Raw genomic sequence first — 14,963 nt, 5'->3', positions numbered from 1 at the left:
GGGGGAGGAAAACGGCCGGATGGCGCTTGCCCGTTTTGGGGAAAACTGTTATACTGTATTCTGATATCTTATGCCCGGGTATTTTTACCCGGAGGCGGGAGGTTCCCCATGAAGCTCATGGTCATCGACGGCAATTCCATCATCAACCGGGCTTTTTACGGCGTGCGGATGCTCACCACCCGGGACGGCCAGCCCACCAACGCCGTCTACGGATTTTTGAACATCCTTCAAAAGCTGACGGACGAGGAGCAGCCGGACGCCCTGTGCGTCACCTTCGACCTGCCCGCGCCTACCTTCCGGCATTTGGCCTACGAGGGATACAAGGCCCAGCGCAAGGGGATGCCCGACGAGCTTGCCAGCCAGATGCCCCTTTTGAAGGACGTGCTGGAGGCGATGAACATCCCCCGCTACGAGCTGGAGGGCTGGGAGGCCGACGACCTTATCGGCACCATTGCCGCCCGGGACGCCGCGGCGGGCTGGGATACGGTGGTGGTGACCGGAGACAAGGACTCCCTGCAGCTGGTGGATGAGCATACCCGGGTCAAGCTGGTGTCCACCCGTATGGGGCAGACCACCACGAAGGAGATGACGCCCGAGACCTTTCGTGCGGCCTACGGCTTTGCGCCCATCCACATGATCGACCTGAAGGCCCTGATGGGGGATGCCAGCGACAACATCCCCGGCGTCAAAGGCATCGGGGAGAAGACCGCCATGGACCTGATCCAGCGCTACGGCAGCGTGGAGGCCGTCTACGCGGACCTGGAGCAGGTGGAGGCCAAGCCCGCGGTGCGGAAAAGGCTGGCCGAGGGAGCGGAGCAGGCCCGTATGTCCTATGAGCTGGCCGCCATCCGCTGCGACGCGCCCCTGGACTTCCGGCCTGAGGACGCAAAGTGTGTCCCGGTAAATGCCCCCGCCCTCTACGAGCTGTTTTTGCGGCTGGAGTTTTCCAAGCTGATCGAGAAGCTGGGCCTCTCCGCGCCGGGGGTTTCCCCGGCGGAAGCGTCTGCTCCGGCGGCCTGCGCGCGGGAAACGGTGACCGAGCGGGCGCGGATGGAGGAGCTGCTGGCCCTCTGGCGGGAGCGCTCCCACGTATCCCTGGTGGCGCTGCCCGACCGAAACGCGGTGTGCGTGGAGTGGGGCGAGCCGGAGCACAGCCGTACCGCGCTTTTCTGCGCAGACCGGCTGGAGAGCTACAACGACTTTCTCCGGGGCCTGTTCGCCCCCGACATCCCGAAGGTGGCCCACAACGTCAAGGACCTGATGCGCGGTTTACTGGAGGAGGGGCTGCCCATCGGGGGCTTCGTGTTTGATACCGCCCTGGCGGCTTACCTGCTCTCTCCCACCGACGGCAGCTATGAGCTGGAAAAGCTCTGCGTCACCTACTTCAACCGCGAGATTTCAAAGGCCGGGGAGTACCTGGCTCCGGACGCCTTCGGCCCCCTGGCCGATCCGGCGGGGCCGGAAAAGGCCCTTTCCAGCCATACCGCGCTGGTCGAACAGCTCTACCGCACCCTCGCGCCCCGGCTGGCCGAGCTGGGGCTGGAGCAGGTCTTCTCCCGGGTGGAGCTGCCCCTGTGCCCGGTGCTCGCCGAGATGGAGCGGGCGGGGATGCTGGTGGACCGGAAGGCCCTGGCGGACTTCGGCGTCATGCTGGACGAGCGCCTCCGCTCCGACGAGGCGGCGATTTACGCCTTGGCGGGGGAGCGATTCAATATCAACTCCACCCAGCAGCTGGGGAACATCCTGTTCGACAAGCTGGGCCTGCCGCCGGTGAAAAAGACCAAGACCGGCTGGTCCACCAATGCGGAGGTGCTGGAGAAGCTGAAGGGCCGGCACGCGATCATTGACACGATCCTGGAGTACCGGCAGTACGCCAAGCTCAAAAGCACCTATGTGGACGGCCTGAGCAAGGTCATCGCCTCCGACGGGCGCATCCACACCTGCTTCCAGAACACCGTCACCGCCACCGGGCGGCTCTCTTCCACGGAGCCCAACCTTCAGAACATCCCTGTGCGCACCGAGCTGGGAGCCGAGCTGCGCAAGATGTTCGTCGCCCCCGCCGGCTGGGTGCTGGTGGATGCGGACTACTCCCAGATCGAGCTGCGGCTGCTGGCCCACATCGCCGGGGATGAGGCCATGATCGCCGCCTTCCGCTCCGGGGAGGATTTTCACACCGTCACCGCCGCCCGGGTATTCGGCGTGGCGCCGGGGGAGGTCACCCATGAGATGCGCCGCCGGGCCAAGGCGGTCAACTTCGGCATCGTCTATGGGATCTCCGACTTCTCCCTGTCCCAGGACCTGGGCGTGACCCGGGCCGAGGCCAGGGCATATATGGAGAAGTATTTTGAAACTTATTCCGGTGTGCGCGCCTACATGTCCGGCGTGGTGGAACAGGCCCGGAAGGACGGCTATGTCTCCACCCTTATGGGGCGCCGCCGCTGGCTGCCTGAGCTGAAGTCCTCCAACTTCAATCTGCGTTCCTTTGGAGAGCGGGTGGCGCTGAATATGCCCATCCAGGGGACTGCCGCGGATATCATCAAGCTGGCCATGATCCGGGTACGGGACCGGCTGCGCGCCGAGGGCTTGGCGGCCCGGCTGGTGCTTCAGGTCCACGACGAGCTGATCGTGGAGTGCCCGGAGGAGGAGGCAGCCGCGGTGAAGCGGCTGCTGACGGAGGAGATGGAGTCGGCGGCCGCCCTGGCGGTGCCCCTCACCGCAGAGGCGCATGCAGGCCGCAGCTGGGCGGAAGCAAAGGAGTAGGCCGGAGCGGGAGAGGAGTGCGCCATGTATCTGCGTCCCATGACAGCGTCCGAAGTGAAGCAATGGTATGACCGTGAGCTGACCAGGGCCTTCCCGCCCGATGAATGCAAGCCGCTGTCCGAGATCGCCGCGCTGATGGAGCGCGACCGGTACGAAGCCCTGGGCCTCTATGAGGAAGACGCCCTGCTGGGCTACGCCACACTGCTGTGGGAGCCGGCTTGGCCGGGCTATGTGCTGCTGGATTATTTGGGAGTCACCGCCGCGCACCGGAACAGAGGACTGGGCGGGCGGATCTGTTCCCAGCTGAGGGCGCGCTGCCGGGACAGGGCTGTGATGATCACCGAGGCGGAGGCCCCGGTACCCGGCGGCGACCCGGCGGAGAACGCCCTGCGCTGCCGGAGGCTGGCATTCTATGAGCGCTGCGGATTCCGGCCGGTGTATGAGATAGGCGCCTGCGGAGCGCGCTTTCAGGCGCTGGTGCTGGGGACGCCGCCGGAGGGCCGGGCGGAGCTGGCGGCGGCCCATCGGGCCATCTACGGGCCGGAGCGGACCGACGTGAAGGTGCCCCTTGGTCCGGAAGAGTGTCCCCCGCCGCCCCGTGAAAGGAAAGGATGAACGGAATTGAACTATCGCTTGGTCCCCATGGACCGTTCCCACCTGATGCAGGTGGCGGACATCGAACGCGCCTGCTTTTCCCATCCCTGGTCGCTGGAACTGCTGGAGCAGGAGCTTTACAACGACATGCTCTCCCTGATCGTGGCCGAGGGGGAGGACGGCACGGTGCTGGGCTACGGCGAGGTGCGGGCCATTTTGGACGAAGGAACGCTGGAGAAGATCGCGGTGGCCCCGGCGTACCGCCGCCAGGGGGTGGCCGAGGCCATCCTCTCCGCATTCCTGCGGTTTGGACAGGCGCACCTGGCGTTTCTGACCCTGGAGGTGCGGGAAACGAACGCCCCCGCCATTGCGCTGTACGAGAAGCTGGGCTTTGAGCCGGTGGGCCGCCGGAAGAACTATTACCGGCAGCTTCATGAGGACGCCCTCCTCATGACACGTACCTTCCGCCCGGCCGGCTGAACCGGCCACGCGCCCCACAGGGCAGAAAGGAGCGCCGCGATGCGCCGCGAGATCCGTCCCATGACCGTTCCCGAGATCGAGAAGTGGTACGCGGAAGAACTGGCCGAGGCCTTCGCCCCCGCCGAGCGCAAGCCCCTGGCCGACATCCTGTCCCTCCGGGCGGAGGGGCGCTACGAGCTGTTGGGCCTGTTCAACGAGCGGGACGAACTGCTGGGCTATGCCACCATCTGGCGGCAGCCGGACGGGGCGGGACTGGTACTGCTGGACTATCTGGGCGTGTCCGCCCGCCTGCGCAACGGCGGCCTGGGGGCCGAGCTGTGCGCCCACCTGGCCCGGCGCTACGGCGGGCAGGGCCTGATCCTGGAATCCGAGGCCCCGGTACCCGGCGGCAGCCCGGCGGAGAACGAGCTCCGGCGCCGGCGCATCGCCTTTTACGCGCGCAACGGCTTTCAACCAGTATACGAAATGGCCACCTGCGGGATGCGGTGGCAAGCCATGCTCTGGGGCCCGCCGCCCCGCGACCTGACCGCTGTGATGGCGGCCCATCGTGCGCTCTATGGCCCTGAGCGCACGGATGTAAAGGTGCCTCTTGCTCCGGACGAGGTGCCGGAGCGTCCCTATTGGATGAAAGGAAACTGATAGCGTCAGATCCTTGCCATGGAATGCTCCTGCGATGCGTGCCCAGAAAGCGCGGGGCGCTTTCTGGGCGCCGTTTGATTTTATTTCTTGGCCGCGGGAAGTGAATCCACGCGGCCGCCGCGTCAAGAGGCGCTGGCGCGCCGGGCCGTCTTGCCCGTCGGTCTCCGTGCCCGCGGAAGAAGGGATGATAGCCATGAATATCCTTGCCATTGAATCCTCCTGCGATGAGACGGCTGTGGCGGTGGTCCGGGACGGACGCACCGTCCTGGCCGACGCCATCGCGTCCCAGGTGGACATGCATACCATCTACGGCGGCGTGGTGCCGGAAATCGCCTCCCGAAAGCACGTGGAGGCCATCGTCGGTCTGGCCGACCGGGCTCTGGCCCAGGCCGGTATCCCGAAAAGCCGGATCGACGCGGTAGCCGTCACGTATGCCCCGGGGCTGATCGGGGCGGTGCTGGTAGGCGTCAACTTTGCCAAGTCGGTCTCCTATGCGCTCAACGTGCCGCTGATCCCGGTCCACCATGTCCGGGGCCACATCGCCGCCAATTACATTGCCCATCCGGAGCTGGAGCCGCCCTTTGTCTGCCTGTGCGTCTCGGGCGGAAACACCCTGATCGTGGACGTGCGCGGCTACACAGAACTGGAGCTGCTGGGCGCCACCCGGGACGACGCGGCGGGGGAATGCTTTGACAAGGTGGCCCGGGTGCTGGGCATCGGCTATCCCGGCGGGGCCCCCATGGACCGGCTGGCCCAGGGAGGCGACGATACCCGTTATGAGCTGCCCCGCGCGCACGTAGCGGACGCGCCGCTGGATCTGTCCTTCTCGGGCTTGAAGACGGCGGTGCTCAATCTGGTGCACAATGCCCAGCAGAAGGGCGAGACGCTGGATTTGCCGGGGCTGGCGGCCAGCTTTGCCGCCGCGGTCAGCGACACGCTGGTCCCCCGTACGATGGAGGCTGCCGGCAGGTTGGGTTACGGGAAGGTGGCGGTAGCCGGAGGCGTGGCGGCCAATTCCCGCATCCGGGCGGATTTGGAGTCTGCCTGCCGGGCCAGCGGAGACAAGCTTTACCTGCCGCCGCTGTCTTTGTGCGGGGATAACGGCGCGATGATCGGCTGCCAGGGCTATTACGAGTATTTGGCGGGGGTCCGGGCCGGGATGGACCTGAATGCCTATGCCAACCGGGACATCGGAAAAGGCTGAACGGGCCGTCCCTTTTTGAAAGAGAGTCTGCAGGAAAGTGCAGATAAAATGGATTGCAGCATTATGTTTACCGAAAGCGGAGGGGGGAAAAACGGCGGACTTTCATTAAAGTATGTGGAGAAACATGTGGACAAGTGGAAAAGTCACCTGTTTTCAACGGAAAGAGCCGGTGGAAAAGCTGGTGGAAAATGTGAATAACGCTAAGTAGATGAAATTACTGGATAAAGTTATGTAAAGTAAATGGAGAAAAATGGAGATTAAAAGCGGGCGTAGTAAGCGGAAGGAAAGCCGCATGATTTCAGCAATACCCATGTTCTGGAATAGGGCGAAAACGGGCGTGTGAGGGGTGCAGGGGACAAAAATATTGCAGATGTTCCGCCATGTACGGCGGGGATATACGTATTGTAATCTGAAGGAAAAAAGAAAACAGACCACCTACGCGAAACTCTACCGTTGACGGCAGGGAAAAAATGTGCTATCATTTTATATCGCTGATGGCATGGCGCTCGGGCGGCGGCACAGAAGGCGCAGCGATCAGCCCTCGGTATGAAAACAGGAAATGCTGGTATAGCTCAGTCGGTAGAGCAGCTGATTCGTAATCAGCAGGTCGTGTGTTCGAGTCACATTACCAGCTCCAGAACAAAAGGACATCCGTAAGGATGTCCTTTTGTTCTGAGCTCCGCCGCCGGAGGCGGCTCTACCCTCCGGGATCGAACCGCCCGGGTAAATTCCCGCTGCGCCCGGCCGTGTTGCGCGGGCGCTGACACAGGTATCCTTCAGAGCTGCTGTAGGGGGCGCACCGTCCAAGCGCGCCCCATTCCTAGGCCCATGGGCGGGGGAGCGCACTCCGGCGGGTCCGGCCGCCGGCATGCACCTCGGGAAATAAAGAGGCAGCGGTTCCAAGTGAACCGCTGCCTCTTTGCGCCGGGCGGCCCTCCGAACGGAACGGACCACTCGTTTGAAATTGGGATGCGCCGCAGAAAAGACATCGTGCAGAGTCTGGACAAAGCACTTGGGAAAGCGGTTGCCGGAACTCACAAACGCAGGGGATACAAACTGTGTTCTCCGCCGAAATCATTGAGATCATCCTTCAAATACTGCAGGATGGCGTCCAGGTCCTTCGCCTGGAGCGCGTGCAGGATGGCGCTGTGATTTTTCGTGTCGAATGCCAGGGCGGCCTGAGGCTTGCCCCAATAGAATTGCGCGTAGGCCCGCTTGAGCCGGTCCATACACCGCTGCAGCTGATCCAGCGCATAGTTGTTGCCGCAAAATGCGGTCATCCGCAGGTGAAATTCCGTATTAAAAGCCCAATGCGACCAGATGTCGTCCGTGGCGCTTCTGCAGGCCTGGTCGATTTGCTCCAGACAGTCCAGCTGGGCCGCACCGAATTTTTCACAGTTGGCGCTCAGAAGGCCGCCCTCCAGGACGAGCCGGAATTGGAGCATCTCCTGGATGTCTTCGACGGTCAGCCGCACCACCTCGTATCCATACCGCGGGATATTGCGCAGTACGTTGTCGTTGCACAGCGATACCAGCGCCTCACGGACAGGGCTCTTGCTGCAGCCGTATTTTTCCACCAGTGTTTTTTCATTCAGCACCTGGTTGGGCCGGTACTCCTGGGAAATGATGCTTTCCAGGATCGCGTTATAGATGGCGTCCTTGAGGCTGTCCTTGCCCTTCATGGAAGATTGCTCCTTTGTGGGGGATCCGTCTCCGGTCCCGGATTATGGTAGCAATATTCTATCAAACCGGGCGGAAATTGCAAGGGAAAACATCCGGCGGAAATTCGGCCTTGACATTTTGAGAAAGAGAGCTGATAATATTAATGAAAATACTATTAATATGATTAGAGAGAAAGGATGGATCGCTATGGATGCGCTGCAGGAGGCCAATTATATCAATATCCTGAAAAGCGAGCTGGTCCCGGCCCTGGGATGTACCGAACCGATCGCGATCGCCTATGCCGCGGCCAAAGCAAGAGCCGTCCTGGGGGAATTCCCGGAGCACATCGAGATCTGCTGCAGCGGAAATATTTTTAAAAATGTAAAGGGCGTCACAGTGCCCAACTCCGGGGGCCTTAAGGGCGTGGGCGTGGCCGCGGTCCTGGGTGTGGTGGGCGGAAACCCGCAGCGTGAGCTGGAGGTTTTGGAAGAGATCACGCCGGAGCACATCGCACGTACCCAGGAGCTGATGGAGCAGGGCTACTTTTCCTGCACCCTGCGGGAAAATGTCGCCAATTTGTACATCGACGCCAGGGTGCGGGCCGGGGAGCATTCCGCCCATGTGACCATCATCAACCGGCATACGCTGATCACGGAGATCGGGCTGGATGGAAGGGTACTCTACCAAACCAGCCCGACCGAGGGGGACGAGATCGCTGTGGACCGGTCCAGGCTCAACGTAAAGGACATCCTGGAATTTGCGGATACGGTGGAGCTGGAGAAGGTCCGGGCCATCCTGGACCGGCAGATCGAGCTGAACTCGGCCATCGCGGATGTGGGACTCAGCCACGGATACGGCACGCAGGTGGGGCGGACCCTGCTGGATATTTACGGCGACAATGTGCAGGCCCGTGCCAAGGCCAGGGCGGCCGCCGGTTCAGACGCCCGTATGGGAGGCTGCTCCCTTCCGGTGGTCATCAACTCCGGCAGCGGGAACCAGGGCATGACGGTCTCCCTTCCGGTGATCGAATACGCCAAAGAGCGGAAGGTCTCCCGGGAGACCCTGTACCGCGCACTGCTCGTCAGCAACCTGATCTCCATCCATCAGAAGCATTACATCGGCAGCCTTTCGGCCTTTTGCGGCGCCGTTACGGCAGCCTGCGGCAGCGGCGCGGCCATCACCTATCTCAGCGGCGGGCGCTATGAGGAGGTCTCCCGCACCATCGTCAATACCATCGCCAACGTGGGCGGTATCATCTGCGACGGCGCCAAGGCGTCCTGCGCGGCCAAGATCGCCTCTGCCGTGGATGCGGCGATCCTGGCCCATCACCTGAGCATGCGCGGCTTGACCTTTCATGCGGGCGAGGGGATCATCCAGGACGATGTGGAGGCGACCATCCAGAGCGTGGGATACATCGGACGGGTGGGCATGAATCATACCGATACCGAGATCCTCAACATCATGATGGATCAGGTCAAATTCGAGCACGCCGAGTAAACGAAACCGGGGTCCGCTGTGCGATCACTTGAGATCGCGCAGCGGACCCCGGCTTTTTGCGGGCGGGGCTCGGCGGAGCTTCAGTCGGCCGCCGGGAGGAGACGGGCGGTAAGCTCCACCTCCACCGGCAGCCCGAAGGGCAGGCCGTACACCCCCACGGCAGAGCGGCTGTGGCGGCCCCGGACGCCCAGTACGGAGAGAAACAGGTCGGAGGCCCCGTTGAGCACTCCGGGGTAGTCGGCAAAATCGGGTCCGGCGGCGATAAAGCCCAGTACACGCACCAGCTCCACCCGCTCCAGGCCGCCGGCTGCCTGACGGAGCACGGCCAGGAGGTTCAGGGCAGAGAGACGGGCGGCGTCATAGCCCTGCTCCACTGTCAGGTCCACGCCCACCCGGCCGGTGTAGCGCAGCACGCCCTCCACCAGCGGGCCCTGGCCGGACAGCGTGATCCATTCCCCGGCCTGCCGCCAGGTGCAGTAGCTTCCTTTGGGCTGGGGCGCTTGGGGAAGCGTCAGTCCCAGCTCCTTCAGCCGCGCCTGCGCACTCATGCGTCCGTCCCCCTTGCCTTGATGTAGTGGTACAGGGTCTTCACGCCGAAGCCCGTGCCGCCCTCGCCCTGACAGTCGCTTTTGCTCTTGACGAAGGGCATGGCGCCGAAGTCTACGTGGAGGAAGGGGACGTCCTCGTGGAAGGACGCCAGAAACAGCCCGGCCAAAATGCCGCCCGCCCCGCCTTCCGGGGCGTTGTTCAGGTCGGCCATGGGCGTTTTGAGCAGCTCCCGGTACTCCGGGAAGTCGGGCATCCGGGCATACTTTTCCCCGGTCACCGGCATGAGGGCGGCGATGCGGTCAAAAAGCGCCGGATCGGTGGTCAGGGCGGCGGCACACACTTTGCCGTAAAAATTGCACACGCTTCCGGTAAGGCCCGCCACCTCCAGGATCTCGGAGGGGGATTCCTTCCGGACGCAGTAGGTGATGGCATCGGCCATGGTGAGGCGGCCCTCCGCGTCGGTGTTGCGCACGTATACCGTCTTGCCGCTCATGGAAGGGAATACGTCCCCGTTGCGGTAGCTCCTGGCGTCCACCATGTTCTCACAGGCGGCGACCACCGCCACCACGTTCCGGGGCAGGGCGTTGTCCGCCACGGCGCACATCGCACCAATGACGGCGGCGGCCCCATTCATGTCGTAGCGCATCAGCTCCATGCCGCTGCCCTTGAGGGCAAGGCCGCCGCTGTCATAGGTAATGCCTTTGCCCACCAGGGCGATGGGAGGCTGCGCGCCGCCGCCCCGATAGCGCATGACGATGAATTGAGGCTCCAAGGCGCTGCCGCGGGCTACGGCGAGGAAGAGCCCCATGCCCAGCGCCTGACACTGCGCCCGGTCCAGCACTTCCACCGAAAAACCGTGGCACGCGCCCAGGTCCCGGCAGCGGCGGGCCAGTTCGGCGGGGGTGAGGGTTTCGGCAATGTCGTTGACCAGGTCCCGGGCGGTCATGACAGCGCCGGCCAGGGACGCGCCCTCCGCAAGGACCGGAGCGAGCGCCCCGTCCGCCAGTACGGAGACGGTGTGCTCCCTCCTGGGGTCTTTTTCGGTACGATAGCGGTCAAAGGTATACTCGCACAGGGGCAGTACGGCGCATGCCTGGGCCAGCAGTTCCGCCTCTGAGGCAAAGGAAAATTCGTTCAGGGCGTCCAGAAAGACATTGGACGCCCTGCACTCGGCCAGAAGGGCGCCCAGCCGAGCCCAGAGGGACCGGAATGCATCCATGGGGGCAGGGACGCCCGCGTCGAAGCCGGCCAGCAGCAGGGTGGTGAAGCCGCCCAGCAGAGGCAGACGCAGGGTCAGCACCTGCCGATGCTCCAAAGTCAGGGGGTCGCCCCCCAAATGAGCCTGCCAGGCCGCCTGAAGCGCCTGGTCGCAAAAGCGGACCGGCGCGCCTGCGGGCAGGACGCGCAGCGCCGCGTCATAAGGACCCGCGGCGGCGGATACGGTTTTGAATTGCATGGATCTCCCTCGCTCTTTCCTAAAGTCTGCGGCACAGTCCTCACATCCGGAACCCGGGCGGACTGCGGCAACCGCAGGGGCTCGTCCAAACCGTCCATGGAGCCTCCGCCTGCGGAATCAGCAGACATCATTATAGTGCCATTCTTCGTGTTTGTCAAACAAAAATTGACTCTTTGCACAAATGGAACGGGAAAATAATGTGCAATTTTGTCATATATACAGCTGAAATATCACGTGATATAATTTAAAATATACTGGAAAAGATACTTTATTGCTTTAAGGGGCTGAATTTATGGATACCAGAGCCATGGTCAATATCGCGCTGAAGCTGGCGGGGCTGGAGGAGGATACGGTGGATACCGAGATCGGCTGTGCAGGTCAGGACGTCAAGCGGGTGCTGGCGGGCATCGATATGGATACCGCCACTCTGCTGGCCGCCAAGCAGAGGGGTTATGACTGTGTGGCCGAACACCACGGCATCATGGGCCGGGCGGTGCGCATTGGAGAGCAGATGCTCAAGGACCAGATGATGCTGATGTACCGCTTCGGCGTGCCCATCAATGTGGCCCAGAAGGCCATTGAGAAGCGGGCGCGGCAGGAGAGCCAAAAGATGCACTCCAAGAACCTGAACCGGCAGGCAGACTTTGCCAAATTCATCGACATGCCCTATCTCGGCCTGCATACCCCGGCCGACCTGATCGGCCAGGCCATCGTGCAGGAGCGGATGGATGCGCTGACGAAGGACAAGCCCTTCACCACCCTCCAGGATGTGGTGGACGTCCTTAACGAGTTTCCGGAGGTGCGCGGCGCCCTCCAGGACCCGGCCATCCGGGTGGGAGAGCCGGGCAGCTACGCGGGAAAGGTGTGCGTGCTCTTTGCCGGCGTCACCGGCGGCGGAGCCCAGGTGTACAACACCTTCTTCGACTACGGCGTCGGCACGCTGATCGTGATGCATATGCCGGAGGACGACATCAAGGCGGTGGCGGAACACAACAAGGGCAACGTGATCATCGCCGGACATATGGCCAGCGATTCCATCGGCTTTAACCGTGTGCTGGACGCATGGCAGGCCGAAGGGCTGGAGGTCACGCGCATCGGCGGACTGGTATCATCCGCCGGCTGTTGAAGAAACGCTTTGACGCGCTGGAAGCCTGCGGCGGTTCCCGCTGCGGCGGGCGGCCCCGGCGGTCGAAACGAGGAGAAGAGGATTTTGAATGGATGAGAGGTGGGTCCGGGCGCTGCGCGCGCAGTTCCCGGTCACAGAGAAGACTGCCTTTTTCGACATCGCTTACGAAAACTGCGGCTCCCGCTTCGCCCGGGAGGCAATGGAACGGTTTTATGAAGATAAGGCGGCAGTGGGACCCGGCCTGGTAAAGGCGGGAGGGGCGGGGAAGGGCCCCGCCATTGAGGTCATCGCCCGGACAAGAGCGCGCCTGGCCCGTTTTCTGGGCGCGCCGGATATCCGTCGCATCGCCTTTACCAAGAATACCAACGAGGGCGTCAACCTGCTGCTGCAGGGCTTTCCCTTCCGGCGGGGGGACAGCGTGGTGGTGGGGGATCTGGAGCACGCCTCGGTGCTGATGCCCTGCCTGAATGTGCGGCGGCTGGGGGCGGAGTGCCGGGTGGCCCGCTCGCCCGACGGCTGCACCCTGCCGGAGGAGCACCTGCTCTCCGCCGCCGACGAGACGACCCGCATCATGGTGGTCAGCGCCGTCCAGTCCTGTTCCGGCTATCAGCTGGATCTGAAGCGGCTGGCCGGGGAGTGCCATACCCGGGGGATCTATCTCATCGTGGATGGGATCCAGGCCCTGGGGTTCCGGCGCATGGATGTGAGCGACCTGGGGATCGACGCGCTGACGGCCTCCTGCTACAAGGGGCTGCTGGCGACCGAGGGGGTCGGGTTCCTCTACTGTGCACAGGCGCTGATGGAACAGGTGGCGCCCGTCTTTGCCGCCGACAGCCCCGCCCTTGGCATCGACCGGGAGAGCTGGAGCATTACCTGCCCCGATCCCGGCGACGCCCGAAAGCTGGAGAACGGTACCATTTCCTTTATGGGCATCTATGGGCTGGATGCGGGCCTGGAGCGCCTGATGGAGATCGGCATGGACCGGGTGGAGCGCCACGTGTCCGACTGCTTCGAATACCTGTACCGGGGCCTGGAGGGGCTGGGCTTTGTGATCGATACCCCCTTCCTTCCGGCCCGCCGCTGCCACAGCCTGCTGGTGCGGGAGCAGCGCAGTCAGGAACTGGTGGACTACTGCCTGGAGCGGGGGGTGCTCTTCAGCCGGGGAAGGGACGGCCATGTGCGCATTTCTGTGGCGCCGTTCACCACCCGCGGAGATATGGACAAGCTGCTGGATACCTTCCGGCAGTGGAAACAGGCATAAAATCACAATCTGGGAAAGGAGGCGGTAGGATGCCGTCCAAGGCGATGGAGCTGTACGAACGCATCAAGGAGGATGTCATTCGGCTGAGGTTCCGAGCCGACGAGATCATCAACGAGAAGGACCTGGCAGAGCAGCACGGCGTCAGCAAGACGCCGGTGCGGGAGGCCCTGAGCATGCTGGTCCAGGAGGGGTATCTGAAAAAGATCCCCCGCGTGGGCTATCTGCTGCGGGAACTCAGCGAGGAGGAGTACGCCAAGCTGATCTACCTGCGCTATACCCTGGAAAAGGGCGTAGTGCAGTGGATCATCGACCACTGCAGCGACACGGAGATCGACTCGCTGCGGGAATACTGCCAGGCCACCGACGTGGCCTATCGGGAATTTGCGGGGATCAACTATGATTTCCATATGGCCATGGCCCGGCTCACCGGCAACGAGCCGCTGTACGCCAGCGTGCAAAATACCTTTGACCGGATGATCCGGGTACCCAGCATGAACCTGTTTGCCGAGATCCAGAGCGAGCCGCACCGGTACCACCTCCGGTTGGTGGACGCCATGAAGGCCCGGGATAAGGATCAGGCACTGGAGCTCATCCGGCATGAATGCCGGAGAGACGACGACAAGGACCCAATGTTTTAACACATCAGAAAAGAGGGGAATTTTATGAAAAAGCGTACTTTTGCACTTCTGCTGGCAGCCGTGATGGCCTGCTCCGCCCTGGCCGGCTGCGGCGGCGGGAACGCTGCGCCCGAGACCACCCAGCCCAGCGCCGGGCCCCAGACGCCCGACGCCCAGGGGACCCAGCTGGCCGAAAAGCAGGAAATCCAGCTCCACTGGGCGGCCGCCAACTTCTACTCCTTTGACAACAATGCCAACTATGCCGCCGAGGAGATCCAGGTCCAGTCCCACGTGCTGGAGGGCCTGGTGCGTCCCACCACCGACGAGGCGGGCAACCAGATCCTGGCCCCCGCGGGCGCCGAGCGCTGGGATGTCTCCGACGACGGGCTGACCTATACCTTCCATCTGCGGGAGTATTACTGGTCCGACGGCGTACAGGTCACGGCCCAGCACTTCGTGGACTCCTTCCGCCGCATCGGCGATCCCCGCAACGCCTTTGACTTCGCCTCCTTTATCGGCGATATCGTAGGCGGCGAGGCGCTGTATACCATGGATACCGAGACGGCCAGCGACGCCGACATCGAAGCGGCAAAGGAGGCCCTGGCGGTGAAGGCCCTGGACGACACCACGCTGGAGGTCACTCTGGCCAACCCGGCGCCCCAGTTCCTCTCCAAGGTGGGTGCCACGTATCTCTACCCCGTGCGCCTGGATGTGATCGAGGCCGCCGGCGAGCTCTACGACACGGACTATACCACCCATGTCTGGTGCGGGCCCTTCGTGGTCACCGGCTTTGTCAAGGACAACAGCATGACCCTGGAGAAGAACCCCACCTACTGGGACGCTGAGAACGTACACCTGACCCGTGTCACACTGATCAACATCGATGAGGTCTCCACCCAGAATACCATGTTCAAAAACGGCGAGCTGGCCGCCATCGTGCCCACCGGCGATTATGTGCAGCCCTATCGGGAGGGCCTGGCCGGCGACAACTACAGCTATGTCCACGGCGACTTCCCCGGCGTGAGCTATTTCTACTTCAACCGGGGCGGCAACTCCACCTCGGGTTTGATGGAGAGCCAGAAGGTCCGCCTGGCCATGTCCCTGGCCATCAACCGGGA

The 14,963-nt window shown here is 63.1% G+C and carries 14 protein-coding genes and 1 tRNA gene; 12 read left to right on the top strand and 3 right to left on the bottom strand.

Annotated features, from left to right (window positions below; translation table 11 throughout):
* Window positions 1-108: 108 nt before the first annotated feature.
* The 7 genes from polA (at window position 109) to MR825_RS13335 (ending at window position 6,314) form a co-directional block, all read left to right on the top strand.
* On the top strand, window positions 109-2,760 hold the full coding sequence (polA, locus tag MR825_RS13365) for a DNA polymerase I (RefSeq protein ID WP_186907607.1): 2,652 nt from the start codon (window positions 109-111) through the stop codon (window positions 2,758-2,760).
* 24 nt (window positions 2,761-2,784) lie between these two features.
* A complete protein-coding gene (locus tag MR825_RS13360; RefSeq protein ID WP_287881159.1) occupies window positions 2,785-3,375 on the top strand; it encodes a GNAT family N-acetyltransferase in 591 nt (196 codons plus the stop codon).
* Between the two features lie 6 nt (window positions 3,376-3,381).
* Window positions 3,382-3,834, top strand: coding sequence for a ribosomal protein S18-alanine N-acetyltransferase (gene rimI / locus MR825_RS13355; RefSeq protein ID WP_186907609.1), 453 nt, complete (start codon window positions 3,382-3,384; stop codon window positions 3,832-3,834).
* A gap of 39 nt (window positions 3,835-3,873) precedes the next feature.
* A complete protein-coding gene (locus MR825_RS13350) occupies window positions 3,874-4,473 on the top strand; it encodes a GNAT family N-acetyltransferase (RefSeq protein WP_186907610.1) in 600 nt (199 codons plus the stop codon).
* Between the two features lie 193 nt (window positions 4,474-4,666).
* A complete protein-coding gene (gene tsaD, locus MR825_RS13345) occupies window positions 4,667-5,677 on the top strand; it encodes a tRNA (adenosine(37)-N6)-threonylcarbamoyltransferase complex transferase subunit TsaD (RefSeq protein WP_186907611.1) in 1,011 nt (336 codons plus the stop codon).
* A gap of 15 nt (window positions 5,678-5,692) precedes the next feature.
* Entirely contained in the window at window positions 5,693-5,875 is a 183-nt protein-coding gene (locus MR825_RS13340; RefSeq protein ID WP_186907612.1) for a hypothetical protein, read from the top strand.
* A 363-nt stretch (window positions 5,876-6,238) separates the two neighbouring features.
* Window positions 6,239-6,314, top strand: a tRNA-Thr gene (locus tag MR825_RS13335).
* Between the two features lie 397 nt (window positions 6,315-6,711).
* Here MR825_RS13335 and MR825_RS13330 read toward each other — a convergent pair.
* A complete protein-coding gene (locus tag MR825_RS13330) occupies window positions 6,712-7,359 on the bottom strand; it encodes a GntR family transcriptional regulator (protein WP_186907613.1) in 648 nt (215 codons plus the stop codon).
* A gap of 187 nt (window positions 7,360-7,546) precedes the next feature.
* Here MR825_RS13330 and MR825_RS13325 point away from each other — a divergent pair, with 187 nt between their 5' ends.
* Window positions 7,547-8,836, top strand: coding sequence for an L-cysteine desulfidase family protein (locus tag MR825_RS13325; RefSeq protein ID WP_186907689.1), 1,290 nt, complete (start codon window positions 7,547-7,549; stop codon window positions 8,834-8,836).
* 80 nt (window positions 8,837-8,916) lie between these two features.
* On the opposite strand, the gene MR825_RS13320 is transcribed toward MR825_RS13325, so the two are convergent.
* Together MR825_RS13320 and MR825_RS13315 are read right to left on the bottom strand one after the other, a co-directional pair.
* Complete coding sequence (locus tag MR825_RS13320) at window positions 8,917-9,384, bottom strand: RidA family protein (protein WP_186907614.1); 468 nt, start codon at window positions 9,382-9,384, stop codon at window positions 8,917-8,919.
* Window positions 9,381-10,841: a leucyl aminopeptidase family protein gene (locus MR825_RS13315; protein ID WP_186907615.1), complete on the bottom strand. Its 1,461-nt coding sequence runs from the start codon at window positions 10,839-10,841 to the stop codon at window positions 9,381-9,383. Before MR825_RS13315 ends, MR825_RS13320 begins: the two co-directional genes overlap by 4 nt.
* A gap of 292 nt (window positions 10,842-11,133) precedes the next feature.
* On the opposite strand from MR825_RS13315, the gene MR825_RS13310 reads away from it, so the two are divergent.
* The 4 genes from MR825_RS13310 to MR825_RS13295 all read left to right on the top strand — a co-directional run.
* Entirely contained in the window at window positions 11,134-11,967 is an 834-nt protein-coding gene (locus tag MR825_RS13310; protein ID WP_186907616.1) for a hypothetical protein, read from the top strand.
* An 88-nt stretch (window positions 11,968-12,055) separates the two neighbouring features.
* Entirely contained in the window at window positions 12,056-13,228 is a 1,173-nt protein-coding gene (locus MR825_RS13305) for an aminotransferase class V-fold PLP-dependent enzyme (RefSeq protein ID WP_287881155.1), read from the top strand.
* A 29-nt stretch (window positions 13,229-13,257) separates the two neighbouring features.
* Entirely contained in the window at window positions 13,258-13,866 is a 609-nt protein-coding gene (locus MR825_RS13300; protein WP_186907618.1) for a GntR family transcriptional regulator, read from the top strand.
* 24 nt (window positions 13,867-13,890) lie between these two features.
* On the top strand, window positions 13,891-14,963 hold a 1,073-nt coding region (locus MR825_RS13295), incomplete at its 3' end, for a peptide ABC transporter substrate-binding protein (RefSeq protein WP_287881154.1).

This window comes from Lawsonibacter sp., from assembly GCF_022777125.1.
GTDB classification, from domain to species: Bacteria; Bacillota; Clostridia; order Oscillospirales; family Oscillospiraceae; genus Lawsonibacter_A; species Lawsonibacter_A hominis.
This window is presented reverse-complemented; position numbering and strand designations above follow the sequence as displayed.

Coding starts and splice junctions, on each gene's coding strand:
- polA (WP_186907607.1), top strand. CDS start 109: ATGAAGCTCATGGTCATCGACGGCAATTCCATCATCAACCGGGCTTTT.
- MR825_RS13360 (WP_287881159.1), top strand. CDS start 2,785: ATGTATCTGCGTCCCATGACAGCGTCCGAAGTGAAGCAATGGTATGAC.
- MR825_RS13350 (WP_186907610.1), top strand. CDS start 3,874: ATGCGCCGCGAGATCCGTCCCATGACCGTTCCCGAGATCGAGAAGTGG.
- tsaD (WP_186907611.1), top strand. CDS start 4,667: ATGAATATCCTTGCCATTGAATCCTCCTGCGATGAGACGGCTGTGGCG.
- MR825_RS13330 (WP_186907613.1), bottom strand. CDS start 7,359: ATGAAGGGCAAGGACAGCCTCAAGGACGCCATCTATAACGCGATCCTG.
- MR825_RS13325 (WP_186907689.1), top strand. CDS start 7,547: ATGGATGCGCTGCAGGAGGCCAATTATATCAATATCCTGAAAAGCGAG.
- MR825_RS13320 (WP_186907614.1), bottom strand. CDS start 9,384: ATGAGTGCGCAGGCGCGGCTGAAGGAGCTGGGACTGACGCTTCCCCAA.
- MR825_RS13315 (WP_186907615.1), bottom strand. CDS start 10,841: ATGCAATTCAAAACCGTATCCGCCGCCGCGGGTCCTTATGACGCGGCG.
- MR825_RS13310 (WP_186907616.1), top strand. CDS start 11,134: ATGGATACCAGAGCCATGGTCAATATCGCGCTGAAGCTGGCGGGGCTG.
- MR825_RS13305 (WP_287881155.1), top strand. CDS start 12,056: ATGGATGAGAGGTGGGTCCGGGCGCTGCGCGCGCAGTTCCCGGTCACA.
- MR825_RS13300 (WP_186907618.1), top strand. CDS start 13,258: ATGCCGTCCAAGGCGATGGAGCTGTACGAACGCATCAAGGAGGATGTC.